This is a genomic window from Arthrobacter sp. JUb119 (genome assembly GCF_024807995.1).
In the GTDB taxonomy this organism is placed as follows: Bacteria; Actinomycetota; Actinomycetes; order Actinomycetales; family Micrococcaceae; genus Glutamicibacter.
Window position 1 is genome coordinate 85,873 of sequence record NZ_JANUFE010000001.1, and the last position, 25,876, is coordinate 111,748.

General features: G+C 60.9%; 25 protein-coding genes, 3 tRNA genes and 1 riboswitch. Of the genes, 14 read left to right on the forward strand and 14 right to left on the reverse strand.

From position 1 onward, the window contains the following. Positions 1 to 15: 15 nt before the first annotated feature. Positions 16 to 1,173, forward strand: a complete 1,158-nt coding sequence (locus M2368_RS00425; protein ID WP_400342037.1) for a cystathionine gamma-synthase — start codon at positions 16 to 18, stop codon at positions 1,171 to 1,173. A gap of 88 nt (positions 1,174 to 1,261) precedes the next feature. Here M2368_RS00425 and M2368_RS00430 read toward each other — a convergent pair whose 3' ends face one another. After that, positions 1,262 to 1,678 (reverse strand): hypothetical protein, encoded by a 417-nt coding sequence (locus M2368_RS00430; protein WP_133833604.1) that lies wholly within the window; start codon positions 1,676 to 1,678, stop codon positions 1,262 to 1,264. A 308-nt stretch (positions 1,679 to 1,986) separates the two neighbouring features. Here M2368_RS00430 and M2368_RS00435 point away from each other — a divergent pair, with 308 nt between their 5' ends. Next, positions 1,987 to 3,906 (forward strand): DEAD/DEAH box helicase, encoded by a 1,920-nt coding sequence (locus M2368_RS00435; RefSeq protein WP_105662540.1) that lies wholly within the window; start codon positions 1,987 to 1,989, stop codon positions 3,904 to 3,906. Positions 3,907 to 3,998: 92 nt separating this feature from the next. Here the strand turns inward: M2368_RS00435 and thiC are convergent, their stop codons facing one another. Both thiC and M2368_RS00445 read right to left on the reverse strand, forming a co-directional pair. Continuing rightward, positions 3,999 to 5,741 carry a phosphomethylpyrimidine synthase ThiC gene (thiC, locus tag M2368_RS00440; protein ID WP_105656891.1) on the reverse strand — a complete coding sequence of 581 codons (1,743 nt, stop codon included), beginning with the start codon at positions 5,739 to 5,741 and terminating at the stop codon, positions 3,999 to 4,001. Beyond that, a riboswitch (TPP riboswitch) is annotated at positions 5,738 to 5,845 on the reverse strand. It overlaps the preceding gene by 4 nt. 273 nt (positions 5,846 to 6,118) lie before the next feature. Continuing rightward, a tRNA-Thr gene (locus M2368_RS00445) sits at positions 6,119 to 6,190 on the reverse strand. Between the two features lie 533 nt (positions 6,191 to 6,723). On the opposite strand from M2368_RS00445, the gene M2368_RS00450 reads away from it, so the two are divergent. Both M2368_RS00450 and M2368_RS00455 read left to right on the forward strand, forming a co-directional pair. Then, a tRNA-Thr gene (locus M2368_RS00450) sits at positions 6,724 to 6,795 on the forward strand. A 47-nt stretch (positions 6,796 to 6,842) separates the two neighbouring features. After that, a tRNA-Met gene (locus M2368_RS00455) sits at positions 6,843 to 6,919 on the forward strand. Between the two features lie 82 nt (positions 6,920 to 7,001). Here the strand turns inward: M2368_RS00455 and M2368_RS00460 are convergent. Continuing rightward, a complete protein-coding gene (locus M2368_RS00460; protein WP_286134123.1) occupies positions 7,002 to 7,778 on the reverse strand; it encodes a GTP pyrophosphokinase in 777 nt (258 codons plus the stop codon). A gap of 241 nt (positions 7,779 to 8,019) precedes the next feature. Here M2368_RS00460 and M2368_RS00465 point away from each other — a divergent pair, with 241 nt between their 5' ends. The 7 genes from M2368_RS00465 to M2368_RS00495 all read left to right on the forward strand — a co-directional run bounded on the left by M2368_RS00465 (position 8,020) and on the right by M2368_RS00495 (position 13,199). Further along, a complete protein-coding gene (locus M2368_RS00465) occupies positions 8,020 to 8,961 on the forward strand; it encodes a DUF2797 domain-containing protein (RefSeq protein WP_105656890.1) in 942 nt (313 codons plus the stop codon). An 87-nt stretch (positions 8,962 to 9,048) separates the two neighbouring features. After that, positions 9,049 to 9,324, forward strand: coding sequence for a hypothetical protein (locus tag M2368_RS00470; protein WP_332487064.1), 276 nt, complete (start codon positions 9,049 to 9,051; stop codon positions 9,322 to 9,324). 101 nt (positions 9,325 to 9,425) lie between these two features. Continuing rightward, entirely contained in the window at positions 9,426 to 9,872 is a 447-nt protein-coding gene (locus M2368_RS00475; RefSeq protein WP_105656888.1) for a MaoC family dehydratase N-terminal domain-containing protein, read from the forward strand. Between the two features lie 2 nt (positions 9,873 to 9,874). After that, positions 9,875 to 10,315 carry a MaoC family dehydratase gene (locus tag M2368_RS00480; protein WP_332498258.1) on the forward strand — a complete coding sequence of 147 codons (441 nt, stop codon included), beginning with the start codon at positions 9,875 to 9,877 and terminating at the stop codon, positions 10,313 to 10,315. A 2-nt stretch (positions 10,316 to 10,317) separates the two neighbouring features. Further along, positions 10,318 to 11,517 carry an MFS transporter gene (locus tag M2368_RS00485; protein WP_105656886.1) on the forward strand — a complete coding sequence of 400 codons (1,200 nt, stop codon included), beginning with the start codon at positions 10,318 to 10,320 and terminating at the stop codon, positions 11,515 to 11,517. Between the two features lie 52 nt (positions 11,518 to 11,569). Then, the gene (locus M2368_RS00490) at positions 11,570 to 12,631 is read left to right on the forward strand and encodes a UDP-N-acetylmuramate dehydrogenase (RefSeq protein ID WP_133833608.1); all 1,062 of its coding nucleotides are present in this window, start codon (positions 11,570 to 11,572) and stop codon (positions 12,629 to 12,631) included. 46 nt (positions 12,632 to 12,677) lie between these two features. Beyond that, entirely contained in the window at positions 12,678 to 13,199 is a 522-nt protein-coding gene (locus M2368_RS00495) for a GNAT family N-acetyltransferase (protein WP_498723904.1), read from the forward strand. Positions 13,200 to 13,280: 81 nt separating this feature from the next. Here M2368_RS00495 and asd read toward each other — a convergent pair whose 3' ends face one another. The 9 genes from asd to M2368_RS00540 all read right to left on the reverse strand — a co-directional run bounded on the left by asd (position 13,281) and on the right by M2368_RS00540 (position 21,692). Then, the gene (gene asd / locus M2368_RS00500) at positions 13,281 to 14,399 is read right to left on the reverse strand and encodes an aspartate-semialdehyde dehydrogenase (RefSeq protein WP_105656883.1); all 1,119 of its coding nucleotides are present in this window, start codon (positions 14,397 to 14,399) and stop codon (positions 13,281 to 13,283) included. A 112-nt stretch (positions 14,400 to 14,511) separates the two neighbouring features. Further along, positions 14,512 to 14,739: an NF038396 family protein gene (locus tag M2368_RS00505; RefSeq protein ID WP_105656882.1), complete on the reverse strand. Its 228-nt coding sequence runs from the start codon at positions 14,737 to 14,739 to the stop codon at positions 14,512 to 14,514. A 7-nt stretch (positions 14,740 to 14,746) separates the two neighbouring features. Then, a complete protein-coding gene (locus M2368_RS00510) occupies positions 14,747 to 15,322 on the reverse strand; it encodes a dihydrofolate reductase (protein ID WP_332487075.1) in 576 nt (191 codons plus the stop codon). Beyond that, entirely contained in the window at positions 15,319 to 16,128 is an 810-nt protein-coding gene (locus tag M2368_RS00515) for a thymidylate synthase (protein ID WP_105657074.1), read from the reverse strand. The genes M2368_RS00510 and M2368_RS00515 overlap by 4 nt, the downstream gene beginning before the upstream one ends. A 109-nt stretch (positions 16,129 to 16,237) precedes the next feature. Next, positions 16,238 to 16,567, reverse strand: coding sequence for a GNAT family N-acetyltransferase (locus M2368_RS00520; RefSeq protein ID WP_105656880.1), 330 nt, complete (start codon positions 16,565 to 16,567; stop codon positions 16,238 to 16,240). A gap of 139 nt (positions 16,568 to 16,706) precedes the next feature. Continuing rightward, complete coding sequence (locus M2368_RS00525; protein ID WP_105656879.1) at positions 16,707 to 17,714, reverse strand: NUDIX hydrolase; 1,008 nt, start codon at positions 17,712 to 17,714, stop codon at positions 16,707 to 16,709. Continuing rightward, positions 17,714 to 19,930 (reverse strand): RNA degradosome polyphosphate kinase, encoded by a 2,217-nt coding sequence (locus tag M2368_RS00530; RefSeq protein ID WP_105656878.1) that lies wholly within the window; start codon positions 19,928 to 19,930, stop codon positions 17,714 to 17,716. Before M2368_RS00530 ends, M2368_RS00525 begins: the two co-directional genes overlap by 1 nt. Positions 19,931 to 20,014: 84 nt before the next feature. Beyond that, on the reverse strand, positions 20,015 to 20,971 hold the full coding sequence (gene mshD / locus M2368_RS00535) for a mycothiol synthase (protein ID WP_133833613.1): 957 nt from the start codon (positions 20,969 to 20,971) through the stop codon (positions 20,015 to 20,017). A gap of 52 nt (positions 20,972 to 21,023) precedes the next feature. Next, entirely contained in the window at positions 21,024 to 21,692 is a 669-nt protein-coding gene (locus M2368_RS00540) for a winged helix-turn-helix domain-containing protein (RefSeq protein WP_105656876.1), read from the reverse strand. 198 nt (positions 21,693 to 21,890) lie between these two features. On the opposite strand from M2368_RS00540, the gene M2368_RS00545 reads away from it, so the two are divergent. The 3 genes from M2368_RS00545 to ygfZ all read left to right on the forward strand — a co-directional run bounded on the left by M2368_RS00545 (position 21,891) and on the right by ygfZ (position 24,525). Continuing rightward, complete coding sequence (locus M2368_RS00545) at positions 21,891 to 22,559, forward strand: hypothetical protein (RefSeq protein ID WP_105661542.1); 669 nt, start codon at positions 21,891 to 21,893, stop codon at positions 22,557 to 22,559. A 266-nt stretch (positions 22,560 to 22,825) separates the two neighbouring features. After that, the gene (locus M2368_RS00550; RefSeq protein ID WP_332487086.1) at positions 22,826 to 23,440 is read left to right on the forward strand and encodes a heme-binding beta-barrel domain-containing protein; all 615 of its coding nucleotides are present in this window, start codon (positions 22,826 to 22,828) and stop codon (positions 23,438 to 23,440) included. Between the two features lie 2 nt (positions 23,441 to 23,442). After that, positions 23,443 to 24,525, forward strand: a complete 1,083-nt coding sequence (gene ygfZ, locus M2368_RS00555; RefSeq protein WP_498723905.1) for a CAF17-like 4Fe-4S cluster assembly/insertion protein YgfZ — start codon at positions 23,443 to 23,445, stop codon at positions 24,523 to 24,525. 74 nt (positions 24,526 to 24,599) lie between these two features. Here the strand turns inward: ygfZ and M2368_RS00560 are convergent, their stop codons facing one another. Continuing rightward, positions 24,600 to 25,628, reverse strand: a complete 1,029-nt coding sequence (locus tag M2368_RS00560) for a 6-phosphofructokinase (RefSeq protein WP_332487090.1) — start codon at positions 25,626 to 25,628, stop codon at positions 24,600 to 24,602. Between the last annotated feature and the right edge of the window lie 248 nt (positions 25,629 to 25,876).

The following is a 25,876-nucleotide window of genomic DNA, read 5'->3' on the forward strand; positions in this document are numbered from 1 at the left end:
AAAGGATTGATATCGATGACTGAAAACCATCAGGGAGCAAACACCCGCTTTGTCCATGCGGGCCAGGAATTCGAACCGGTCACCGGCGCGGTAGTTCCGCCGCTGCACTTCTCCTCGACCTACGCGCAGGACGGCATTGGCGGCCTGCGCAACGGCTACGAGTACGGCCGCGGCACCAACCCGACCCGCGACGCGCTGCAGGCGCAGCTGGCCGGCGCAGAATTCGGCACCCACGCCTTCTCCTTCAGCTCCGGCCTGGCCGCCGAGGACTCGCTGATCCGTGCGATCCTGCGTCCGGGCGATCACATTGTGCTGGGCAACGACGCCTACGGTGGAACCTTCCGCCTGATTGACCGTGTGCTGGGCGACTGGGGCATCGGCAACACCCCGGTGAACATGGCTGACGAAGCAGCCCTGGCTGCCGCTATCGAAAAGAACAAGGCCAAGCTCGTGTGGGTTGAAACCCCTTCGAACCCGATGATGACCATCACCGACATCGCCAAGGTCGCTGAAATCGCCCATGCTGCCGGCGCATTGCTGGTCGTGGACAACACCTTCGCCAGCCCATTCCTGCAGCAGCCGCTGACCCTGGGTGCTGACATCGTGGTCCACTCGACCACCAAGTACATCGGCGGCCACTCCGATGTGGTGGGCGGTGCGGTGATCGTCAAGGATGCGCAGCTGGCAGAAAAGATCGGCTTCATCCAGTTCGCTGTGGGCGCCGTCTCGGGCCCGATGGACGCCTTCTTGACCACCCGCGGCCTGAAGACCCTGGGCGTTCGCATGCGCGCCCACTCGGAGAACGCCGCACAGGTTGCCGGGTGGCTGCGTGAGCGCAGCGAAGTCGAGCGCGTGCTCTACCCGGGCTTCGAAGACCACCCGGGCCACGAGATTGCCAAGAAGCAGATGTCCGGCTTCGGCGGCATGGTGTCCGTCCAGTTCAAGGGCGGAGAATCAGCGGCCCGCAAGATTGCCGAGAGCACCAAGCTATTCACCCTGGCAGAATCCCTGGGCGGCATCGAATCGCTGATGAACTACCCGTCGGAGATGACCCACGCTTCAGTGAAGGGTACCGAGCTGGCGGTTCCGGTGAACCTGTTGCGCCTGTCCGTTGGCATCGAGGACCCTGCGGATTTGATTGAAGACCTGGATAAGGCCTTCGCCAACCTGTAAGAACCAAGCGCAAAGGACCTGGGTTCCGCTGCCCGCAAAGGGCAACGGAACCCAGGTCCTTGGTGCTTTGAACGAAGTTCCGGATCGGCTACCGGCGGCGCTTGGCCGGTTTGGGATCCACGATCTTGAAATACCTGTTGCTCGCTGGCATCCACATCAAGGCCACGCTGAACATGATGATGGCCGCCAACAGCGAATAGCGGCCGAATCGCAGCAACAGCGGCAGCGCGGTAATCAGGCCCAACCAGGACAGCTGGGCGCGCGCGGCCCGGTCCCCGGTGAATAAGCGGTAACCCAGCACACAGCAGGCAAGGCCGGCAGCGGCGAAAAAGATCATCAGCGCAATGGCTCCGAAATCCAGCGCGGAATCCTGGATATGCTCGTAAGCCAGGAAGCCTCCGAAGCCGAGAAAAAGCACTCCGGCTAGGAGCCATAGCATTTGGGCGATGAACAATCCGCCTGGGGTGGGCTCATCTGGACGTCGCGGAAAAAGTGGTTTCTTCACGTTCTCAACCCTACGTGCTTTGGTGCGGTGCCCGATCTCACACGCTCTCGACACTGACAATAGTGGCCTGTTCAAGCTAGCATTAAGTGTTCGCGAACATCAGGGTATCCCTCTCGCATCCAGCCCAATTTTTGAGGCCGGAGCCTTCTCGTGTTGTATTTTCCGCAAAGTGTGTGCGGGTCTTTATGTCATAGGGGAGCGCTTGATGAGCGTGACTTGTATCTGACTGTGCAGCCTATACGTCGTTTCTTTGGGGACGGCCAAGGCCTATCCCCTAACGAATGAGGTAATTCTTCGTGTCTTCTGACATGCCCGTAAACACCGACGACAACCAGACCCCGGAAGAGCCAACCGTGCTCTTCTCCGAACTTGGCCTGGATGCCCGCGTGCTTGCATCGCTTGCCGACCTTGGCTACGAAAAGCCATCGCCAATCCAGGCAGCGACCATTCCACTGCTTCTCGAAGGCCGCGACGTTGTCGGCCTGGCCCAGACCGGTACCGGCAAGACCGCTGCTTTCGCGCTTCCTGCCCTGTCCCGCATGGCAGAGCTGGCTGACACCAATGGTCCAGCCAAGACCCCGCAGATCCTGGTTCTGGCTCCAACCCGCGAGCTGGCCCTCCAGGTCGCCGAAGCCTTCACTTCCTACGCCAAGTACCTGCCGAACTTCACCGTTCTGCCAGTGTACGGCGGCTCGCCATACGGCCCGCAGCTCAACGGCTTGCGCCGTGGCGCCCAGGTAGTCGTTGGTACCCCAGGTCGCGTTATCGACCACATCAACAAGGGTTCCTTGGACCTGTCGAACCTGCAGTACGTTGTCCTTGATGAGGCCGACGAAATGCTGCGCATGGGCTTCGCCGAAGAGGTCGACAAGATCTTGGAAGCTACCCCGGAGGACAAGCAGGTTGCCCTGTTCTCGGCAACCATGCCACGCACCATCCGCCGCATCGCTTCGGAATACCTGCGCAACCCGCAGGAAGTTGCCGTGAAGTCCAAGCAGTCCACCGGCACCAACATCACCCAGCGCTACCTGCAGGTCATGGGCGCCCACAAGCTGGACGCCATGACCCGCATCCTGGAATCCGAGTCGTTCGAAGGCGTTATCACCTTCGTCCGCACCAAGATGGCTACCGAGGACCTGGCCGACAAGCTGAAGGCCCGCGGCTTCACCGCGGCTGCCATCAACGGCGACATCCCTCAGCAGCAGCGTGAGCGCACCGTGGAAAACCTGCGCTCGGGCAAGATCGATATCCTGGTTGCTACCGACGTGGCAGCTCGTGGCTTGGACGTTGAGCGTATTTCGCACGTTATCAACTTCGACATCCCGCATGACACCGAGTCCTACGTGCACCGCATTGGCCGTACCGGCCGTGCTGGCCGCTCGGGCGACGCGATCCTGTTCATGACCCCGCGCGAGAAGTACTTGCTGCGTGCCATCGAGAAGGCTACCCGCCAGCCGGTGACCCAGATGCAGCTGCCTTCGCTGGATTCGGTCAATGACCGTCGTATCCAGAAGTTCACCGATCGCATCGACAAGACCATCAGCGGCCAGGACCTGACCACCTTCCGCGAAATCGTGGAGAAGTTCGCTTCCGAGCACGAAGACCTGGACCAGCTGGAAATCGCAGCTGCACTGGCTCTGATGGCCCAGGGCGGCCGCCCGCTGCTGATGACCGAACCAGTCATGTCCCCTTCGAAGAAGGCACGCATGGATCGCCCAGAGCGCGGCGAGCGTAGCGAACGCGGTGACCGTGGCGATCGCGGTCCACGTGCCCGCAAGACCGCTGCCGAAGGCAACGCCATGTACCGTCTGGCCGTAGGCCGACGCAACCGCGTGCAGCCGGGCTCGATCGTTGGCGCACTGGCCAACGAGGGCGGCTTCGATTCTTCGGAAATCGGCGGCATCGAGATCCGTTCAGACCACACCCTGGTCGAGCTGCCAGCAGAGCTGAGCAAGGACCAGTGGCGTGCACTGTCCAAGACCCGCATCGGCGGCGAAGCCATCGAGCTCGAGCTCGACAATGGCCGCAGCCCGCGCCGTGACGACGAAGGCGACCGCGGTGGCTTCCGTGGCGGCCGTGGTGGTGGCTTCGGCGGCGGACGCAGTGGCGGCCGTGGCGGTTTCGGTGGCGGACGCGGCGGCGGACGTGGCGGCTTCGGCGGCGGCGGACGCGGCGGCAAGGATCGCTTCAGCGACTCGGGCCGCAGCGGTGGACGTCGCGACTACTAAGCCAGTCGCACGCAGCTGAACAGCATTGAATAACGCCCTTGGGGCAAGCCGAAAGCTTGCCCCAAGGGCGTTTTTCGTGCGCCGCAGGCTATTTACGGAGCAGGAGTTCCCACCGGGATCCCGTCCCCGAGATAGACCGTGCCGCCGCTTTCCAGGAACTGCTTGCTTTTCTGCGCCATCCCGGCCAATGCGGCTTGCGCCTCGGCCGAGCCGTACTCGTCGCGGATATCCTGGGAGATGCGCATGGAGCAGAACTTCGGCCCGCACATGGAGCAGAAGTGGGCGGTCTTGGCCGGCTCGGCCGGCAAGGTCTCATCATGGAATTCCTGTGCGGTGACCGGGTCAAGGGACAACGCGAACTGGTCATTCCAGCGGAATTCGAAGCGCGCCTTGCTCAGCGCATCATCCCGCGCTGTGGCACCCGGGTGGCCCTTGGCCAGATCGGCGGCGTGCGCAGCGATCTTGTAGGTGATCACCCCGGTCTTCACATCATCCCGGTTGGGCAGTCCCAGATGCTCCTTGGGGGTGACGTAGCAGAGCATCGCGGTCCCGTACCGTGCGATCTCCGTGGCGCCAATGGCGCTGGTGATGTGGTCGTAGCCCGGGGCGATGTCGGTGACCAGCGGGCCCAGGGTATAGAACGGCGCCCCGTCGCACAGCTGCTGCTGGCGTTCCACATTCTCGCGCACCAGATGGAACGGGATATGCCCCGGGCCTTCGACCATCACCTGCACATCGTACTTCCAGGCGCGCTTGGTCAGCTCGGCCAGGGTGTCCAGCTCGGCGAACTGGGCGGCGTCGTTCGCATCTGCGATGGAGCCCGGGCGCAGCCCGTCGCCCAGCGAGAAGGCCACGTCGTACTGCGCGAAGATCTCGCACAGCTGATCGAAGTGGGTGTAGAGGAAATTCTCCTGGTGGTGCGCCAAGCACCAGCCGGCCATGATGGACCCGCCACGCGAGACCATGCCGGTGACCCGGTTGGCGGTCAGCGGGATGTAGCGCAGCAGCACCCCGGCGTGGATGGTCATGTAGTCCACGCCCTGCTCGCACTGCTCAATGACGGTGTCGCGGAAGATCTCCCAGGTCAGTTCGTTGGCTTCGCCGTTGACCTTCTCCAACGCCTGGTAGATCGGCACGGTGCCGATGGGGACCGGGGAGTTGCGGATGATCCACTCGCGGGTGGTGTGGATGTCATCTCCGGTGGACAGGTCCATTACCGTGTCCGCGCCCCATTTGGCCGCCCACTGGAGCTTGGAGACTTCTTCTGCGATGGAGCTGGTCACCGCCGAGTTGCCGATATTCGCATTGATCTTGACCAGGAACGCCTTGCCGATGATCATCGGCTCGGATTCCGGGTGGTTGATGTTCGCCGGGATGATGGCTCGCCCGGCCGCGAGCTCGCTGCGCACCAGCTCGACATCGCATTCCTCGCGCAGGGCCACATAGCGCATTTCCGGGGTGATGATCCCGGCACGCGCATAGTGCATCTGCGTCACGCGGGCTCCGCCAACGGCCCGCAGTGGCGGGGCTGAGCGTCCGGCCCATTCCGCGCTGGCCGTGCCGCGGCGGACCGCTGAGCGTCCGTCGTCGTGCAGGTTGCGTTCGCGGCCTGCATAGGTTTCCACGTCCCCGCGTTCCAGGATCCACCGCTCGCGGAAGGGTTGCAGGCCTTGGGTGGGCTCGCTTCCCGGTCCGCTGGTGCGATATACCGCCAGCGGCTCGTTGGGCTGTCCATTGGGGGAGTCTGCCAATTGGATCTGCGTGACGGGAACAGAAATTCCCGCAGATTCACGGTAGGCAAGGGTGTGGGCAGGGTGCTGTTCAATTTGTTCCACTGGGGAAACTCACTTCCTTCGCCGGCATTACCCGGACAGGTTCAACGGTCGCGGACGGCGATAGCCCGATCTCAGCCCTTGCCAGGGCACCCGTGTGGTCGCGAACAACTTAGCACGCTTGCGAGGAGAAAACGCAAACCCAGTGGTCAGGGCCTGACATCAAGGAAGTGGGAAGGGCCGGCTGTGGCGGGCCAGGATGCTTTTCATTGGCCGGAGACTCTTGCCGGGGGCACCTGGAATCCGGGGCGCAAGACGCGGCCGATAGCCGGTGCTGCAGCTTGGGGTGCGCCTTGGGCCATGCTCGCAGTGGCTACACGGCATCTGCGGGATAAACGAAAAGAGAGGCAATCTGGAACCAGATTGCCTCTCTTATTTCGAGCCCCCTGCCGGAATCGATCCGGCGACCTCGTTCTTACCAAGAACGCGCTCTACCACTGAGCTAAGGGGGCAACAGGTAAATACTTTACACAGGTTTTTGAGGTTTGCAAAATCCGTCGGGAATTTGTTGCTGAGGTCACAATATTCCTACTCAAGACCGGAATGGGCGGCAAGGAGCTGTTGCCTTCCTGGCGGTTTCCAGCACCCCGGTTCACGGCCCGGGATCCAGCTGCCGGGCACCGGAGCCGTGCCTGGGCGCCTAGGTGGATCGGGTGTTGCCCAAGTGCCGCTCGGTCAGGGGTTCTGGAGTGGGAAAAGGTGTCAGCGTTCCGAAGTTCCAAGCGGGGTAATTCGATGCTTGGCCACCGGGGATGATCCGCGGGATTCTATCCTGCGCGTCATGGCAAATCCGCGATTGACCGCGAGGAGCACTCTCGTGAGCATCGTCACCAGGGCACTTTTTGTCCCACCCTTCGTCCCCGGGGTAGCGAGTAAGAGGATAAATAGTCATTGACTAGTGGTTTTACAGAATTCTCCTGGTCTTTTCCGGGGTGATCCGCCGATTTTTCTTTGCCGGGAAATCCGTGTAGAGTATTTACTCGTTGCCCCCTTAGCTCAGTGGTAGAGCGCGTTCTTGGTAAGAACGAGGTCGCCGGATCGATTCCGGCAGGGGGCTCTGAGTGAGAAGCATTCTTGGCTTCTACTGGATTGCTTCTCACTTGTGGCGGCGTAGCTCAGCTGGTTAGAGCGCACGACTCATAATCGTGAGGTCCCGGGATCGAGTCCCGGCGCCGCTACCAAATCAAAGATCCTCGGCCTCGGCCGAGGATCTTTTTTGGTTTCCGGCCCCGAAGCAGCATTGTCCTTCGAGGGCATGAACGGCTAGTGATCCAAGTCCTTCTCCTGGTTCCCGTCCTTGGCTTGCTGAGCCAGCGACAGCAGCCCCTGGATCGCTGTCGTATCGAAATCCGCCTCTTGGCTCGGTGCCTGATTGGCATCATGGCCGTGGACTTCGGTATGCAAGCGCTGCATCTGCATGTCGAGTTTCGTCGCCATGGCCGCCGCGTCGGCAAGCTCTTGCACTAGATGTTCTGGAACTTCGCCCTCGTACTTGTAGAAGATCTTATGTTCCAGGCTTGCCCAGAAATCCTGGGCAATGGTACGGATCTGCAGCTCCACCACGACATCGACCGGGCCATCGGATAAGTAGACCGGGATCTGCACGATCGCATGGACACTTTTATAGCCGTTGGGCTTCGGGTTCTTGATGTAGTCCTTGATTTGGAGGACCTTCAGGTCATTCTGCGAGGTTAGCGTGTTCAGAACCTTGTAGATGTCCTTGACGAAACTGCAGGTAATGCGCACGCCGGCAATGTCGCTGATGTTCTCGCGAATGGCCGGCAGGGACGGGGAGATGTTCCGGCGGGAGACCTTGCGCATGATGCTCTCCGGAGTTTTCACCCGGGAAGTGACGTGCTCAATTGGATTGTAATTGTGCAAATACAAGAACTCTTCACGCAAGATCGAGACCTTGGTCAGCACCTCGTCCACCGCAAACTGGTACTCCATCATGAAACGCTGGAAATCATGGCGGAAAGCCTGCGTCAATCGCTGCAGCTCGGCCGGCGAAGGGGCGGTCTCGGCAGCTGCGATGGCCACTGCACGAGTCTTGTCATCAAATGGGACAGAAATCCTGGATCACCTCAGCAGATTATGGCCCGGCCCGCGGTACGGTTCCGGTGCAGTTCCAGCCTAAGGGCTTCTCCTAGGAATTAGGCCAGAACGAATCGGGAATTCGTCCAGCAAACTTTCGGGCTGCAGGCGCCGGCCAACCTGCCTTGCAGGAGCTAGCCATGTCCGGTGAACTATCGTTGAAGAGGTAACTTCGAGGAAGGCATCGATGGAATTCGCCAGCGACCACCGGCAGCTCTGCCACGGCATCAGCTTCTCAGAGCATGAACGCGCCCCCATGCTCCGGCTTAGGCAAGCGGAAAAATGGAGCACCGAATACCTGGAAGCCAACCGTTCCCTAAGCTTGCGCATCGGCGAACTGAAATTCTGCCTGGGCTACATCACGATGAACAGCGATGGCTCTCGCAACACCTTGCCTTGCCCGAAGAACAAAGCGCTGCGTACCGGAACCCAGTGCGAACGCTGCCACCGGCTGGATCATTCGAAGTTCATGCATCATTTCCACAAGACCGGCGAAGCCCCGGAAGGCATGCGCAAGTACCTGGAGCAGCCGCACTTCTTGTATGTCGCAAGCTTCGCCCATGGGGCGACCAAAGTCGGTACCACCTCAACCCAGAGCAAATGGACTCGCTTGGCGCAGCAGGGAGCGGTCATTGCCCGCTATATTGCCCGCGCCGCTGATGGAGCCGCTATTCGAGTGCTCGAAGACCTTGTCACTGAACACGTGGGCCTGAGCCAGCAAGTCCGGCAGAAGTCCAAGATCAAGGGACTGGCCAGCTGGGAACTGGACTACGCCCAGCTGGACCAGATCAACTCCGAAGCGGCAAGCCGGGCCCGGTCCTTCCTTGGCGCCCAGCGGGGCTTGGAAACCTACGGCGTGCAGCTGCGCGACGAGCTGTGGGAACAACCGGCCTTCGCCCGCCCGGTAGTAGACGCCTGGGATACCCATGCGCTGCATGCCTGGAATACCGCGCTGGGCGGGAACACCGTGAATCTGCGCATCCGCGGCGTGCTGGGGCAAAGCATCCTCGCAGACAGCGGCGAAGGCACCACCGTGCGCCTGCTGGATGCCGCCGAGTTGAAGACCCGCGAGGTCGCCATCGTGGAGAACTGCGCAGATTTCAGGGAAGAGCAATCCGCCCTGTTCTGAATCAGGCCCAGCGTTGTCGGGGGAGTCACGGGGAAATGCCCCGGCCTCAATGAGCGGACACAGCCGGAGCTGAACTAGACTTGAACCATGACCAACACTCCTTGGGAATCGGCCTCATCACGCTATAAGAAGCTCGTCTTCGCTGCCATGGGCATCATGGGCGCAGGCATCATCTTGGCCATCATCGGCGCCAACATTCCATCGCTGCCAACGGTCTACACAGCAATCGGCATCATGGTCATCGGCATGCTCTGCCACATCGCCGGACTGGTTGTCCGCGCCAGGGATGCGCGCCAGTGGCGCATTGCCAATGGCCTGGCGGCCCCTCGAGCCAAGAAGCGCCCGGCGGACGGGCAGGACTAGGGCTCCGCAAGAATTCCACCGTGTGACCGCTTGGCTGCGCCCGGGTCCCGTATCCGGCGGCAGCCTCGCCTGGCCACTTCCAACAACGTTCAGGAGAATCCATGGGCATCAACCCCGACCTGGTAGGGCGCATCTACCCTGCCGGCGAGTCCTACCAGGTAGGCCGCGAAAAGATCCGCGAATTCGCCAAGGCCACCAAGGCCGCCAACCAGGCGCACTACGATGTGCAGGCCGCTCGCGAGCTGGGCTATAGCGATGTCGTTGCCCCTCCGACCTTCGCGATCATCATCGCCCAGCGCGCTGACGCGCAGCTGATTGCCGACCCTGCCAGCGGCATCGACTTCTCCCGCGTGGTGCACGCCGACCAGCGCTTCACCCATCACCGTCCGATCGTTGCCGGCGATGAACTGCTTGCCGAGCTCTACGTGGACCAGGTCCGTGAAATGGGTGCCGGTGCCATGATCACCACCCGCGCGGAAATAACCACCGTGGCCGGCGAGAAGATCGCAACCACCGTTTCATCGCTACTGGTACGAGCTGAGGACTAAGCATGATTGAATTCGAAAGCCTCGAAAAGGGCCAGGTCATTGGCTCGCACACGGTGCAGGTCAACCGCGCGGACCTCGTCCGCTATGCAGGTGCCTCGGGCGACTTCAACCCGATTCACTGGAATGAGCGCTTCGCCAAGGAAGTGGAACTGCCATCGGTGATCGCCCACGGCATGTTCACCATGGGATCGGTCATCGACCTGGTCTCCCAGTGGGTCGGCAACCCGGGAGCCATCATCGACTACCAGACCCGCTTCACCAAGCCGGTAGTCGTCGAAGATCCCAAAGGAACCAACCCGGCGAATCACGAAGGTACCACCATTTCGGTGGAGGGCAAGGTCGGCGCCTTGGACTCCGAAGCCCGCACCGCCCGCATCGATTTGGCAGTCTCGGCCCATGACAGCAAGGTACTGCTCAAGTGCCAGGCCGTGGTGCAGCTCTAGGCATGCAACTTCCCGGTGAAGCGCAGAGGCCTGTAACCCAGTGGCGCAACGCGCTGATGGCCGCCTACCTGGCCAGCGGCCTGCTGATCTCGGCCCTGGTTTCGCGCTTGCCCGCAGTGCGTGATGCCCTGCAGCTGGACCACGCCAGCGTTGGACTGCTGCTGCTGTGCATGAGTGCAGGATCCTTCCTGTCCGTCTCGGTCTCAGGACAACTGGTTCTGCGCCTTGGGGCCACCCGCGTCATGCGCATCGCCGCGACAATAGCCGGCTGTTCACTCATTCTTGTAGGCGTGGGCGCCGGAATCTTTGGCAGCGCCCTGATCTGCGGCATCTTCCTCTTCGCCCAGGGCCTGGGGACCGCATCATGGAATGTCGCCTCCAATGTCCAAGGCGCGGCCATGGAACGCGCCTTGGGCAAGAGCATCATGCCCGCCCTGCACGGTTTCTTCTCCATCGGCACCGTGATCGGTGCCGGCGCTGGTGCGCTAGGTGCCCGACTGCAGATCCCGTTGCAGTACCACTACGGCTTCATGGGCCTGGTTATCGTCTTCACCGTGCTCTACAGTGCCCGATTCTACGGAGAAGACTACAGCCGGACCCCGCGCACCAGCAGCGGGACCTCGCTGAAGAAGGCATGGACCGAACCGCAGACCGTCCTCTTGGGCGTTCTGGTTCTGGGCATGGCCCTGGCTGAAGGCGCAGCCGGCGACTGGGTGGCCATGGCACTGGTGGATGGATACCACACGAAGGAAGGCGTGGGAGCCATCGGCTACGGCGTCTTCGTTACCGCCATGACCCTGACCCGGCTGCTGTCCGGCGATCTGATCTTGCGCCTGGGCCGCGTCGTCATGATCCGGGCCAGCGCCATCAGCGCCCTGGTCGGGGTACTGCTCTTCGCCTTTGGCAACAACCTGCCGCTGGCCTTCGTGGCCTTGGCCATCTGGGGCATGGGAGTGGCCCTGACCTTCCCGCTGGCCATGAGCGCGGCATCGGATGATCCTGTTCATGCCGCGACCCGCGTCTCGGTAGTGTCCACCATCGGCTACGGCGCCTTCCTCGGTGGCCCGCCGCTTTTGGGACTGCTGGCTGAAGTCATCGGCCTGCTCCCTGCTTTGGGTTCCATTTCCATCCTGGTGGTCGTGGCCTTCTGCTTGTCCTCTAATGCCGCCGGAAACCGTACCGGCGGCGCAGGCAAAGCGTAGAACGCCGGCCGGCCGCACCTATTCGTTCCCATACGGAAAGTAAACTGAAGCAATGCTGAAGAATCTGACCACGACCCACGTTGGTGGGCCAGCCCAGCAATTGGTGACCGCTACCAGCGAAGCTGAACTGGCTCAAGCCGTTGCGGCAGCAGACACCGCAGGGCACGACGTTCTGCTCATTGGCGGGGGTTCCAACCTGGTGATCTCCGACGAGGGGTACCCGGGCGTCGCAGTGCAGATCGCCACCCGCGGACTGCACCTGGACGAGCAGCCTAATGGCAAGGTGCTGCTGCGCGCTGCCGCCGGCGAGAACTGGGACACGACCGTTGAATACAGCCTGGCTGAGGGCCTGAGCGGACTGGAAGCGCTCTCGGGCATCCCCGGGTGCACCGGTGCCACTCCGGTGCAGAACGTCGGGGCCTACGGGGCAGACATTTCCCAGACCCTGGCGTGGGTGCGTGCCTACGACCGCCAGAGCAACCAGGTACTCAAGCTGGATAACTCCGAGCTTGGTTTCGCCTACCGCGATTCGGTCATCAAGCGCACGAGCACCAACGGATCCCCACGCTACGTGGTCCTGGAAGTGGCCTTCCTGCTGACCCGTGAAAATGAATCGGCTCCTATCCGCTATGCAGAGCTGGCCCGCCGGCTCGGAGTTGAAGCTGGCGAACGCGCCGACGCGCTCGAAGTGCGCCAGACCGTTCTGGACTTGCGTCGTTCCAAGGGCATGGTCTTTGATGCCAGGGATGCCGACTCGCACTCCACGGGTTCCTTCTTCACCAACCCCATCGTTGAATCCAGCGTCATGGGCAAGCTTCCCGAGAACGCTCCGAGCTACCCGGCGGAACAAGCTGGCTTCCTCAAGCTGTCCGCCGCGTGGCTCATCGACCAGGCCGGTTTCGGCAAGGGCTACGGCTTGGAGGGGACCGAGGGGTTCGCGCTCGCTGGCGGCCGAGCGTCCCTGTCCACCAAGCACACACTGGCCATCACCAACCGCGGGGAAGCCACCGCCCAGGACATTGTGGCCATTGCGCGGGCAGTTCGTGCCGGCGTGCAGCAGCGTTTTGGCATTGAACTGGTCAATGAGCCGTTGCTGATCGGCCTAGCTCTCTAAGCGAGCAGCATGCCAGCCATCGCCGGAACACGGGAGGAAAACAAGGGTGCACTTGTCATTGCGAAAGCTCGGGCTGGAGGATATCGACCTGCTGGAAGCGAACTTCCAATCCGTGCAGGGTGCCGGTGAAGCTCAGTGGTTCGGCTTCTGGGATACGAACAAGCTGCGCGCCCGTGTCGGCCAGGACCAGTTGATCGGCAACGCCGATGGCGCGCTGGCAGTCTGCTTGGGGGGGCAAATAATCGGCAAAGTCGATTGGTTCACCGTTTCGTCGTGGGGCCGGGCCAACACCTCGGCCTGCTGGGAAGTCGCCATCGGCATCTTTGCCCAGTACCGCGGCCAGGGCCATGGCACGCAGGCGCAGAAGTTGCTCGTCGACTACTTATTCACCCACTACCCCCGTCATCGGATCCAGGCTACGACAGCCGCAGAAAATGCGGCTGAGCAGAAGTGCCTGGAGAAGCTGGGGTTCACCCGCGAGGGTGTCATCCGCCAAGCGCAGTGGCGCGCCGGTGCGTGGCATGACCAGCTGATCTATTCGGTACTCCGGGATGAGTGGGCCCACTAGAGCTCATCCGCAGGGGAAATGGCCAAGCCCAGAACAGAAATTTCTGTTCTGGGCTTGGCCATGGTTCTGCCTCGGAGGTGCCTAGAGGCGGCCCTGGGCGATAGCGAGCATGCGGCGCAGCGGCTCGGCAGCGCCCCACAGCAGCTGGTCTCCAACGGTAAAGGCCGAGATGTACTCAGGACCCATTTCCAGCTTGCGGATACGGCCGACCGGGATATCCAAGGTACCGGACGCCGCGACCGGAGTCAGCTGGTCCATGGTGGCTTCCTTCTCGTTGGGAACGACCTTGGCCCACTGGTTGTCTGCTGAGAGCAGCGACTCGATTTCGGAGATCGGCAGGTCTTCCTTCAGCTTCAGCGTCAGTGCCTGCGAGTGCGAGCGCATGGCACCGATGCGGACGCACAGGCCGTCCATGATGATCTGCTTGTCGCCGGGGGTCTGCAGGATCTTGTTGGTCTCAACGCCTGCCTTCCACTCTTCGCGGGACTGGCCGTTGCCCAAATCAGCGTCGATCCATGGGATCAGCGAGCCGCCCAGTGGTACGCCGAATTGCGCGGCATCCAGGTTTCCGCGCTGGGTTTCCAGGACCTTGCGGTCGATTTCCAGGATGGCGCTGGCTGGATCAGCCAACTCGCTGCCCACCGACGCATTGATGTCGCCGAACTGGGTGAGCAGTTCGCGCATATGGCGTGCGCCGCCGCCGGAAGCGGCCTGGTAGGTCATCGCGGTGCCCCACTCGACCAAGTTGTTCTTGAATAGCCCGCCCAAGCCCATGAGCATGCACGAGACGGTGCAGTTGCCGCCGATGTAGTCCTTGACGCCAGAGGCCAGGGATTCATCGATCACGGCTCGGTTGACCGGGTCCAAAACGATGACCGAATCATCATTCATGCGCAGCGAGGACGCCGCATCGATCCACAGGCCGTCCCAGCCGGACTTGCGAAGCTCGGTGTGGACCTTGGTCGTGTAGTCCCCGCCCTGGGCAGTGACGATGATCGGCAACTTGGACAGCGTTTCAATATCGAACGCGTCCTGCAGCGGCCCAGCACCCTCAGCAAATGCCGGGGCGTTGCCGCCGGCATTGGAAGTCGAGAAAAATACCGGGTCAATCTGGGCGAAATCGCCCTCGTCGAGCATGCGCTGCATCAGCACGGAACCAACCATGCCTCGGTAACCTACAAAACCAACAGATGAAGTCATGTATCCATGGTAGGGGCGTTTATCCGGCAGAGCCCGGTTCGTTACACCAGTTAAAGCAGAATCACACCCAAGCCCCAGCAGGGTTCAGGTGTGACTCGGTGCAGCGAAAGTTTTACTTTTCCTCAAGCAGCAGCTTGCGGTTCTTGATCGCCCACATGGCGGAGAAGATAAAGATCTGCGTCGGGACCAGCAGCATGATCAGGCCGAATACCTTGTGGCCGCCGAGAACCATGAAGAAGCCGAGTACGGCCACCACCAAGGCCAGCAGCGGGAAGAGCATGTATCCGAGAATGAAGAGTGCTTCGGGGTGCTGCTTGAGCTCTCCGATGTATTTTTTCATGGTCGTTCTAATCCTTTTGGCGAAGCCAGGTTTCAAAGCGGTAGCGGGTACCGGTGGAGGAAGTGTGCCAGTGGGCAGCTTCCGAATCTAGGGACGGATCGGATGCGCCCAGAGCGAAGTCAGCGGTGAGCTTCGGTGCGGAGGTATCTCCAGCAGGGGAGGCATCGAGCTTGGTAATCACCGCGACGTCCAGCAGCGCCAGTGCCTGGGCATAGACCTTTCCGCCGCCAATGATCCATACTTCTTCGCCGCCGGCGCTGCGCTGTGCCAACGCGATGGCTTCTTCCAAGCTGGAGACGGGGAGTGCGCCATCCTTGCGCAGCTGCGCGTGGGCATCAGCCTGCGTGGTCAGCACGATGTTGGTGCGTCCTGGCAATGGACGGAACTTCGCCGGGAAGGAATTCCATGTGGCACGACCCATGATCACTGGATGGCCAGCGGTCGTGCGCTTGAAATGGGCCAGGTCCTCGGGAACGTGCCATGGCATGGCGCCGTCAGCGCCAATAATGCCGTTCTCGGCTTGGGCCCAAATGGCGCCAACCAGCGGTTCAACGTCGTGTGCGTGGCGAGGCTTGGGAGTCATACCGCTACGGCTCCCTTGATCGTCGGGTGGTGCTGGTAGTCATTGATGCTGAAATCTTCCAGCGTGTAGTCGAAGATCGACTCGGGCTTGGAATTGAAGCTGAGCGTCGGGTATGGGTAGGGATCGCGGGAGAGCTGCTCCTTGACCTGTTCCAAGTGGTTGGTGTAGATATGCACGTCGCCACCAGTCCAGATGAACTCGCCTGGCTCCAGATCGAGCTGGTGGGCAAGCATGCGCGTGAGCAGTGCGTAGGAAGCGATGTTGAACGGTACGCCCAGGAACATGTCTGCACTGCGCTGGTAGAGCTGGCAGGAGAGCTTGCCCTCGGCCACGTAGAACTGGAAGAACACGTGGCATGGAGGCAACGCCATATTCTGGATCTCTGCGACATTCCACGCCGAGACGATGTGGCGGCGGGAGTCCGGATTGTTCCGCAGCGAGTCGACCAGCTGGGAGATCTGGTCAATGTGGCCGCCATCGGGAGTTGGCCAGCTGCGCCACTGGACACCATAGACCGGTCCGAGTTCGCCGGCTTCGTCAGCCCATTCATTCCAGATGCGCACGCCCTGGTCCTGCAGCCACTTCACATTGGATTCGCCGCGCAGGAACCACAAGAGTTCTGCTGCCACGGATTTGAAGTGCACGCGTTTGGTGGTGACCAGCGGGAAAGAATCCTTCAGATCGAAGCGGATCTGGCGGCCGAATACCGACAGCGTTCCAGTTCCGGTGCGGTCTTCCTTGGAGGCGCCGTTCTCCAGCACGTCTCGAAGCAGATCTTCATAAGGGGTTGCGATTGGAGTCGTCATCTTACCTGTCGTGCTGGTGGTCGGCGCTGGCATATTCACACGTCCCAGTTTAGATCAAACGGAAAGCTCCTGGAACTAAGCGCATTGATGATGCTGCTCGCACTCGTGCCTAGCTCGCAGCCACCATGTCGTTATACTCCGGGTAGCGGCGCAGGTAGTCCTGGACGTAGCTGCACTCCGGAATGATCTTCAGCCCCTTGTCGCGGAACTTGTCCAGAACCAAGGTCACCAGCGCGCGAGCGTATCCGCGACGGCCGAATTCCTCATTGACTATGGTGTGCTGGATGGTGGCGATGCCATCTTCTTCGTAGTAGCCGAGGAAACCGACAAAAGTGGAACCGTGCCACAGCGAATAGCGGCCGCGGCTGGCATCGTGATCCAAACGCAGTCCATGGTGCACAATCTTCTCGACTGGCTGGTTCGGTTGCTGGGCAGTCATGGCATTACCTCATTCTTGGCTGTGACGTGTCTCCTATTCATAGTCTTATCCCTAATCGGAGGCAGATGCAACGGCTGGTGCCACGCCCTGAGAGAACACTGAAGCCCGGCATGCAATGCCGGGCTTCAGCCGCATCAGGCTAATCGTGGTACGGCGTATGAATCTCAAAGGAGACGATTCGCGGGCTGCCGGATTGGACCTGCTGCGCAACGATCAGGGACCCCGGTTCCAAATAGGGATCCTGGTCCGGCAGGGCCATGGCCAGTTCGTCAGTGGAGTTCTGGGCAAGAACCTCCAACACGAAGGGCAGCACCGGGCGATGGGTGCAAATCACCTGGGAACGGTACTTGTCGAAGAGTTTTTGCACGGCCTTGCGTGCCCGCTCCGGATTGCGTGTCGCCGCATGTTCGGTCAGGGCTTTAATGCTCTTGAGCTTCAAGGCGTGCAAGGCGGCATAGGGAGTGATCGTCTGGACGCACCGCATCCACGGGGAAGAGGCCACGTGCATCGGCTTCCATGCTTCGAGCATCCGGGAAACTGCCTGCGCCTGGCGTCGCCCCGTCGCCGCCAGCGGGCGGTCTCCTTCGGCACGAGTCCAGTTGCCACGAGGCTTGGCCTTGGCATGGCGGACAATGAGCACCGGGTGCGTATCGAGCACGCCGGCTTCATAGGCCAGGACCAGATCGGACAGCGGCTGGTTGTCCGTGGCAATGGACAGCATTTTGGCAGCCTTCTTGGGACTGGTCCAAAGAGCCTCGTCGCATTCCGCGCCATCAGGCTCAATTACCGTCTGCGCATCGGTCTTGGCTGCCCAATAGTAGACAACCTTGGTTTTCTGGCCCACGGAGTAGGCGGTGGCTGAAAGCGGGATGCCCAAGGTGATGCGCAACCCGATTTCCTCGCGGACCTCGCGCAGCGCACACTCGGCGATGGATTCACCCTGATCGAGTTTGCCCTTGGGCCAGGACCAGTCATCGTACTTTGGGCGGTGGATCAGGAGAACTTGGAGTTTGCCGTCCTTCACGCGCCAGGGGATTGCCCCGGCGGCCACGATGTCGTATTCGCCAAGGCGGATTTCCTCGGCATCTGCAGAACGGATGATGTCACGAGCCCTGGTGCGGGTATCGCGCAGCTCTGGTTCGGTCACTAGCTATTACGTCCACTGTTTCGTCGGCGGGCATGTTCTTCAACTAACCAGAACTGGACGTCCGAGAGCGCCTTGCCATCCTCGTCCTGGTAATGGCGAATCCAGTCGCCATCGGAGTTCAGGTGCCACGAAGCGGTCTTGTCGTCCATGTAGCGGGCCAGCAGGGTGATCATGCGATCAATGTCCTCCTGGTTGCGCAGCGAGACCAGGGCTTCCACGCGACGATCCAGGTTGCGGTGCATCATGTCGGCGGAGCCGATGTACACCAGTGGATCTCCGCCGTTTTCAAACATGAACACGCGGCTGTGCTCAAGGAACCGGCCCAAGATGGAACGTACTTCGATGTTCTCGCTCAGTCCCGGCACTCCCGGGCGCAGGGCGCAGATGCCGCGAACGATGACTTCCACCTTGACCCTTGCCTGGCTGGCCCGGTACAGCGCATCGATGATGGCTTCATCCACGATGGAATTGACCTTGATGACGACCTTTGCCGGCTTGCCGGCCGCGGCGTTGACTATCTCCTTCTCGATATGCGCCAGCAAGCCGGTGCGTACCGAGCGCGGAGCAACCAGCAGGCGGTTGTAGGTCGAGCGCGGGGCGTAGCCCGAAAGCTGGTTGAACAGCTTGGAGATATCCTCGCCAACTTCGTCGTCGCAGGTGAGCAGGCCGAAGTCTTCGTAATACCGCGCGGTGCGCGGGTGGTAGTTGCCGGTGCCGATGTGGCAATAGCGGCGCAGCTTGTCGCCTTCGCGGCGAACCACCAAGGAGAGCTTGGAGTGGGTTTTCAGGCCCACGATGCCGTAGACCACGTGCACGCCCGCCTGTTCCAGCTTGCGCGCCCAAGAGATGTTGGCCTGCTCGTCGAAGCGGGCCTTGATTTCTACCAGGGCCAGAACCTGCTTGCCAGCTTCGGCCGCATCAATCAGCGCATCGACGATGGGCGAGTCGCCGCTGGTGCGGTACAGGGTCTGCTTGATGGCCATGACCTTCGGATCAGCTGCGGCCTGTTCCAGGAAGGCCTGCACGCTGGTGGAGAAGGAATCATAGGGATGGTGAAGCAGGATGTCGCGGCGCCGAACGGCCGCGAACACATTGGCGGCTTTGGCAGTTTCTGACTCGTTCAGGTAGTTCGAGGTATGGCCAACATGCTTGGTGTAGTGAAGCTCTGAACGGTCCAGCGACGCGATAACGCCCAAACCGCGCAGGTCCAATGGGGTGGGAAGCTTGAAAACCTCGTCCTCTTCAACACCGAGCTCGCGGGTGAGCAGCTCCATGATTTCAGGGTTGATGTCATTGGCGACTTCCAGGCGAACGGGAGGACCGAAGCGGCGGCGCAGCAATTCCTTCTCCAGCGCCTGCAGCAGGTTCTCTGCATCGTCCTCTTCAACTTCCAGGTCCTCGTTGCGGGTGACACGGAAGAAGTGGTGCTCGACGATTTCCATCCCCGGGAACAACAGCTCCAAGTGCACCGCAATAAGTGCTTCGAGCGGGATGAACCGGGCCGTACGCAACGAAGAGTGCGCCGCGCGGGTGCCGTCGATGCTGATCAGGCGGGCGATGGTGTCTGGCACCTTCAAGCGGGCAAATAGTTCCTTGCCGGTCAGCGGGTTGCGGACCACCACAGCCAGATTCAGCGACAGCCCGGAGATGTACGGGAATGGGTGAGCAGGGTCAACCGCCAGCGGAGTGAGTACCGGGAATACCTGGGAAACGAACCACTTGGAAAGCAGGTCACGCTCGGATGCCGAGAGGTCTTCCCAGGTGGTGATGCGGATACCCTGCTCGGCCAAATCGGGGTATACCGAGTCGGCGAAGACTTTGGCATGGCGGGTCTGCAGCGCGTGGGCCGAGGATAGCAGCAACTCCAACTGGTCTACCGGGTTCATTCCGTTAGCCGCCGGCACCGCCAGTCCAGCGTGGATGCGGCGCTTCAGCCCGGCAACGCGAACCATGAAGAACTCATCAAGGTTCGAGGCGAAGATGGACAGGAAGTTCACCCGTTCAAGCAAGGGCAGATCGGTGTCTTCGGCCAGCTCCAGAACGCGGGCGTTGAAATGCAGCCAGCTGAGCTCACGGTCAAGGAAACGCTCATTTTTGAATCCGCCATCAGGATGCAGATCCGGTAGCGAATCTGCTGGCTCTATACGATCTTCATTGACCTTCGAGGAAGGAACATCACGTAGCTGAGTACCAGTTTCCTTGGGGTAGCTATTCATCGGCTGAACTCACTTCTTTCCTGCAAGTGGACGCTAAAGACACCGCTGGCGGCAGTCGCGATAAATCAGGGACTGCCGGTACCCCTAGTCTATCTTCTGCGGACCGTACATAATGTCCGCATCCCAAAGTGTGAAGCCCAGCGAGCGGTAGAGCTTAACTGCAGCTTCATTATCGGCATCCACGTACAAGATCACCGCATCGACGCCCAGTTCCAGCAGGTAGTTGATGCCGGTGGTGGTCAAGGACCGGCCCAGGCCTAGTCCCTGCGCTTCGGGAACGACGCCGACAACGTAAACCTCGCCGGTGGGGCGGACCGCGTCTGCGGTAGCAGGATGGATTTTGGTCCAGTGGTAGGCGAGCAGATTCTCCTCCGCGTCAAAGGCCAAGAAGAAGCCGGATGGGTCGAACCAGTCCTCGGACATGCGCGCTTCGAGGTCATTGAGGGTCAGCGAACCTTGCTCGGGATGATGCACGAAGGACTTGGCGTTAGCTTCCAGCCATTGCGGCTCGTCCTCGCCAACACGGAAGGTGCGGACCGTAATCCGGCGATCAATCGCAGGCTCTTCAAGGTAATCGGTGCCTTCGCGGCGCATCCGGAACAGCTCGCGTACGCGGTCCAGGCCCACACCTGCGGCCAGCTTCTTGGCTGCATCGTGGTCGCCGTGCGCCCACGCCTGGATCTTCGAGAGATCCAGCAGCTCACCGAGCTTGCCCAGCAGGGCCCGGCCAATGCCAGCGCGGCGATGCTCGGGGTGGACTACCAGTTCCAGGACCCAAGGCTGATCCGGGGATTCCCGAACCGCGATGGCAACGCCGGCCAACGTCGACTCCGCGCCTTCGCCGGCTTCAGCCAGCAGGGCAAGCAGATTCTGGCTAGGCTCATCGGCTGCCAATGCCACCAGGGTCTGGTCGCTCAACGGCGGGTTGCCATCGGCTTTCTGCGCATCGAGGGCTAGCTGGCGCACGTCGGATAGCGCCCGTTCATCAAGCTCACCGGGGACGTGCTGGATGGAAACAGTGTTCTGTGGCAGTTCGCTCATGCATTTCACGATAGTCGTAAAATGTGCGAAGTGGGTAGGAGTTATCTGAAAGTTATGATTCGGTGTGGAAGCGGTAGCCGACGTTGCGCACCGTTCCGATGAGCTGTTCATGATCGGTGCCGAGTTTCGCGCGCAAACGTCGCACATGCACGTCTACGGTACGGGTGCCTCCGTAGTAGTCGTATCCCCACACTTCATGCAGCAGCTGTTCGCGGGTGAAGACTCGGCCGGGGAACTGTGCCAGGTACTTGAGCAGTTCGAACTCTTTGTATGTCAGGTCCAGCATGCGGTTATCGATACGGGCGGTGTAGCTCAACTCATCGATGCGCAGGCCCGAAGTGCTTTCAGCGGCCACCGGTGCGGGGGCGGGAACCGTGGCTCCGGAGAGCATCAGGCGGATGCGTGCATCAAGCTCGGCAGGGATGGCGGAAGGCAACAGGAAATCAGTCGCAAACCAATCCGAGTTCAAAATGCCCAGTGCGCCTTCGCTGACAACCAGCAGCAAGGGCAGATTCAAATTGGCGTGCAATAACTGCGCCAGGGAGCGCGCCGGAATGAGATCTGTACGGGCATCGAGGATGACCGCGTCGCACTCAGGGATTTGGCTCAGCGACTCCGTTGTTGCAGGGAAGAAAGAAATCTCGTGCAATAACAGTTCGAGTGCCGGAAGAACTTCAGCGGCATTTTCGGCATGATTACTTAATAGCAGTAGGTGAGCCAATCGGTCTTCCTCCTGCCAGATAGTTGCGAAAAAATCACTTTTACGTGTCACAGTATAAGGAATGAATCAGTTGAAGCACGCATGTGAACACGCAAGTGCGGACACATTACCGTCAGGAATCAGAATTTGAGAATCAAGGTTTTATTCAGTGGACTCGTTGCAGCGGCACTGCTTGTCGTTGTTGCAAGTCTGGATTCGATGAGCTGGCTGATGGGTGTGCTCACCGCGGTCTTGCAGCTGATTTTCGCCTATACCTGGCCACGAATGGTCCGCTCCGATGCGCCATGGCCGATCACCATCATCTTGGCGTTGTGCTCTTTGGCGGCTACGGCTTCGACCATGTTCATGCCAGGCGGGTCGGTGATGTCACATAGTGTCGAAGCAATCGCCGTTGGCGTGCTTCTGGTATTTATCAGCCAGGTATTGCGCGGGGCAGAAGCCGAAGGCCGGCTGGCCGGTGTGGTTTCTGGCGTGACCGGCATAGTCCTGGGCGTGCTGGGTTCCGCCTGGGCCGCTAGTGCTTATGTGCCCTACGGCTTTGGGCTGGCCGTCACAACCGTGGTCGCTCTGCTTGGGGCTGGTGCGGTTGCCGTTACCCGCCTGCCAAACCGGATGACCATGATTCTGGCGCCTGTGGTCGCTGCCGCATTGGGCGCGGCCTCCAGCGCGCTGCCAATCGATATGCTCTGGTACCAAGGGGCGACCCTGGGACTGCTGACCGGCTTGCTGGTGGGTTCATTACGGGCATTGGCCTTGGTCAGCCGCAGCGTACGAAACATGAGTGGAATCCTTGGCCTTGCCTGCGCCATCTTGCTGATGAGCGGTGCGGTCAGCTGGTACGCGATGGAAGTGCTGGCTTTCATTTAGCGGTGAGCGGTTCAAATATGATGCTAGCTGCGTCACGCGTGTCGAAGTTCTCCTGCCTCCCGCGCTAAGATGAAGCCATGAATGAAAATTACCTTGCAATCGAAATTTTCTTCCAGGCACTTGTAGTGATCGCCGGTCTCGGAATGGCTGGGTTCGCAGGCTTGGTAGTGAAGCGCCTCTTCCAGGGCCAGAAGTAGAAACAGCGCACACAACAACGTGTGCGCTGTTTTCATTTCATCACTAACTGACTTAGGAGCGAGTAGTCCATGGCTTTTGACCTACCTACGGACCTCACCCCGGAACTTGTACCTTTCGCATGGCTCATCGGCACCTGGGAAGGTGCTGGCCGTCTTGGCGAAGGCGAAGCCGAGGACGAGTTTTTCTGGCAGCAAGTCACCTTCCGTGACGTTGGCGGGCCGTACCTTGAATACCGCAGTGAAGCCTGGCTGACCGAAGCCGATGGCACGAAGCTGCGGATCCTAGCCGTTGAAACCGGCTTCTGGTCCTTGGACCGTGAACAGCAGGAAGCCGATGCCGGTCCTGGCATGGAGCCCGGTGACATCTTCCCGGTACTGCGTTCGGCCGACGATGTGCAGAAGCTGCATACCGAAGACGGCTTCAAGATCCAGGCGCAAATTGTCCGACCAGACGGCATCTCAGAGCTGTATTACGGCCTGATTAATGGACCACGCATTCAGCTGGCCACCGAGAGCTTGCTGCGCAGCAAGAACGCCCAACCTTACGCGTCCTCAACCCGGATCTACGGTCTGGTCAATGGCGAGCTGTTCTGGCGCTGGGATGTTTCCAAGGGCAATATGGATCTTCAAGCGCACGCCTCGGCGGCGCTCAAGCGTGTCACCTCGGAAGGCACGGTGCACTAATCATGGCCACTGAATACCGTTCGGTCCTGCTGGACCGTGCTGCTGCAGTGGAAGCTGGCGGCGTAGATGCCGGCGTCGCAGCCCACTACGGCGCTCCTACCCGCGAAGCTCGCAAACTCGCTGAGGGCCAGGCAATTGCCGATCTGAGCCACTTCGATGTTGTGGAGATCCGCGGCGAAGACCGCCAGAGTTGGCTCGATACGCTCAGCAGCCAGCGCATTTCCAGCCTGAAGCCAGGAGACAGCACCCAGACGCTGCTGCTTTCGGTTCAAGGACGCATTGAGCACGAAATGAAGGTGCTGGCCACCGCAGATCGCTTGCTGCTGATCGTTGAACCTGGTGCCGGAGCAGCGTTGGCGCAGTTCCTGAACTCAATGCGCTTCATGCTGCGCGTTGAGGTCAATGATCTTTCCGAGAGCTACGGCGTATTGGCGGCTACCCGCAAGATTGGCACTGCCGGGAGCCTGGTCTGGGAGAACCCATGGCCCGGAATCACCGACGGTGGTTGGGCCTATTCCCGTGAGGATCACCCGGGCAAGGAACGTCCGTGGTTCTTGCATATCGTGGAGTTGGAGCAGCTTGCCGTCGCAGTAGCTGACGAAGAGCTGTCAGGCATGATGGCTGTCGAGGCCTTGCGTATCGCCGCGTGGGAGCCGCGCTTCGGTGCCGAGATAGACGACAAGACCATTCCCCACGAGTTGGATTGGCTGCGTACCGCGGTGCACATGGACAAGGGCTGCTATAAAGGCCAGGAAACAATTGCCCGGGTGCACAACATCGGCCACCCGCCTCGTCGCATGGTTTTCTTGGACCTCGACGGTTCCATGCACACGCTGCCTGCCGCCGGCGCCGAAGTGAAGCTGGGGGAGCGCACGGTTGGCCGGATCACTTCCGCGACTTTGCACTATGAAGCCGGGCCAATCGCCTTGGCCGTGGTCAAGCGCAACGTTGACCCGGAAGCGGTTCTGTCCGTGGTGGACGGCGAAACGAGCTACCCGGCAACGCAGGAAGTCATTGTGGCGACCGACGCCGGCCAGGTCGCTGGGCGCTTTACCGGGTTCCTGAGAACCCCGCCGCAAGGCTAAAGGCCAAAGAGAAGGGCGTGGGTTGAAATGCTGTTCACAGCATTCCAACCCACGCCCTTGGTGTATCTCCAGGCCTAGCCGAAGAGCACGGCGGCCTCTTCGTAGCGTTCCATGGGGACACGCTTGAGGTTGTTCAGTGCGGCACGCAGCGGTACGCGCAGCACCTTGGTGCCGTGCAACGCCACCATGGTGCCCCACGCCTCGGCATGGATGGAATCCACCGCAGCCATTCCCAAACGGGTGGCCAGGACACGGTCAAAAGCGGTGGGGACGCCGCCGCGCTGAATATGTCCCAGCACGGTTGCACGCGTTTCGATGCCGGTACGTTCCTCAATGACCGGGGCGAGCATCTCCCCGATGCCGCCAAGGCGGGCGCGTCCGAAGGAATCGAGACCACGTACCGAGAACGCTTCTTCCATGCCTTCTGGCACAAAGCCTTCGGCCACAACCACCAACGGGGCGCGTCCGCGCTCATGGGCTTCGTTCACCCACTGGCAGATCTGCTCCATGGTGGTGGAAACCTCCGGGATGAGCACCGCGTGCGCACCGGATGCCATGCCAGCGTGCAGGGCAATCCAGCCTACGTGGCGGCCCATTACCTCGGCCACCATGCAGCGGTGGTGGGAATCGCCGGTGGTGCGCAGGCGGTCAATGGCTTCGACCGCAATCTGGTTAGCGGTATCGAAACCGAAGGTGTAATCCGTGGCGTCCAAGTCATTATCGATGGTCTTGGGAACGCCAACGATAGGAAGGCCGGCTTCGCATAGGCGCTGGGCGCCAGCTAAGGTGCCTTCCCCGCCGATGGCAATCAGCGCATCGATGCCATTGGATTTGAGAACCTTGGAAATGTTCTCCGCGCCACCAAGTTCCCCTTCAAACGCATTGGTGCGTGAGGTGCCCAAAATGGTGCCGCCTTGCTTGGCGATGCCACGCACAGCGGTTCGCGGAAGGTGGAAGAAGTCGCCTTCCTTGACGCCGCGCCAGCCGTCGCGGAAACCGACGAATTCGTCGTCGTAGCTTTTGATGCCATTCAGTACCGCACCGCGGATGACGGCGTTCAGACCGGGGCAGTCGCCGCCTGAGGTCATGATTCCAATGCGCATTGGCCCTCGCTTAGTAATGGGAAAGCCTTGTGCGACAGCTGGAGCGTGCAGGCCCCGTGATAACGCTGTAACAGCAAAGAGTTCCATTCGGATTTCAGTCAATATCCGCGCGCCATTGAGCATCTACTCTGCGTGCCATTGTACGTGCTTAAAGCCACTAGGGCGAGTCTCATGTCACGGAAGTGCACGAGCCTCGCCCTAGCCGGATAGCGATGCCAAGCATCGTTCCCGAGCAGGCCAGCCGGGAA

Bases quoted from the DNA above. Each gene is read 5' to 3' on its own strand.
- M2368_RS00425 (WP_400342037.1), top strand. From the start codon at position 16: ATGACTGAAAACCATCAGGGAGCAAACACCCGCTTTGTCCATGCGGGC.
- M2368_RS00435 (WP_105662540.1), top strand. From the start codon at position 1,987: ATGCCCGTAAACACCGACGACAACCAGACCCCGGAAGAGCCAACCGTG.
- M2368_RS00465 (WP_105656890.1), top strand. From the start codon at position 8,020: ATGGAATTCGCCAGCGACCACCGGCAGCTCTGCCACGGCATCAGCTTC.
- M2368_RS00470 (WP_332487064.1), top strand. From the start codon at position 9,049: ATGACCAACACTCCTTGGGAATCGGCCTCATCACGCTATAAGAAGCTC.
- M2368_RS00475 (WP_105656888.1), top strand. From the start codon at position 9,426: ATGGGCATCAACCCCGACCTGGTAGGGCGCATCTACCCTGCCGGCGAG.
- M2368_RS00480 (WP_332498258.1), top strand. From the start codon at position 9,875: ATGATTGAATTCGAAAGCCTCGAAAAGGGCCAGGTCATTGGCTCGCAC.
- M2368_RS00485 (WP_105656886.1), top strand. From the start codon at position 10,318: ATGCAACTTCCCGGTGAAGCGCAGAGGCCTGTAACCCAGTGGCGCAAC.
- M2368_RS00490 (WP_133833608.1), top strand. From the start codon at position 11,570: ATGCTGAAGAATCTGACCACGACCCACGTTGGTGGGCCAGCCCAGCAA.
- asd (WP_105656883.1), bottom strand. From the start codon at position 14,399: ATGACTTCATCTGTTGGTTTTGTAGGTTACCGAGGCATGGTTGGTTCC.
- M2368_RS00505 (WP_105656882.1), bottom strand. From the start codon at position 14,739: ATGAAAAAATACATCGGAGAGCTCAAGCAGCACCCCGAAGCACTCTTC.
- M2368_RS00510 (WP_332487075.1), bottom strand. From the start codon at position 15,322: ATGACTCCCAAGCCTCGCCACGCACACGACGTTGAACCGCTGGTTGGC.
- M2368_RS00515 (WP_105657074.1), bottom strand. From the start codon at position 16,128: ATGACGACTCCAATCGCAACCCCTTATGAAGATCTGCTTCGAGACGTG.
- M2368_RS00520 (WP_105656880.1), bottom strand. From the start codon at position 16,567: ATGACTGCCCAGCAACCGAACCAGCCAGTCGAGAAGATTGTGCACCAT.
- M2368_RS00530 (WP_105656878.1), bottom strand. From the start codon at position 19,930: ATGAATAGCTACCCCAAGGAAACTGGTACTCAGCTACGTGATGTTCCT.
- mshD (WP_133833613.1), bottom strand. From the start codon at position 20,971: ATGAGCGAACTGCCACAGAACACTGTTTCCATCCAGCACGTCCCCGGT.
- M2368_RS00545 (WP_105661542.1), top strand. From the start codon at position 21,891: ATGAGCTGGCTGATGGGTGTGCTCACCGCGGTCTTGCAGCTGATTTTC.
- M2368_RS00550 (WP_332487086.1), top strand. From the start codon at position 22,826: ATGGCTTTTGACCTACCTACGGACCTCACCCCGGAACTTGTACCTTTC.
- ygfZ (WP_498723905.1), top strand. From the start codon at position 23,443: ATGGCCACTGAATACCGTTCGGTCCTGCTGGACCGTGCTGCTGCAGTG.
- M2368_RS00560 (WP_332487090.1), bottom strand. From the start codon at position 25,628: ATGCGCATTGGAATCATGACCTCAGGCGGCGACTGCCCCGGTCTGAAC.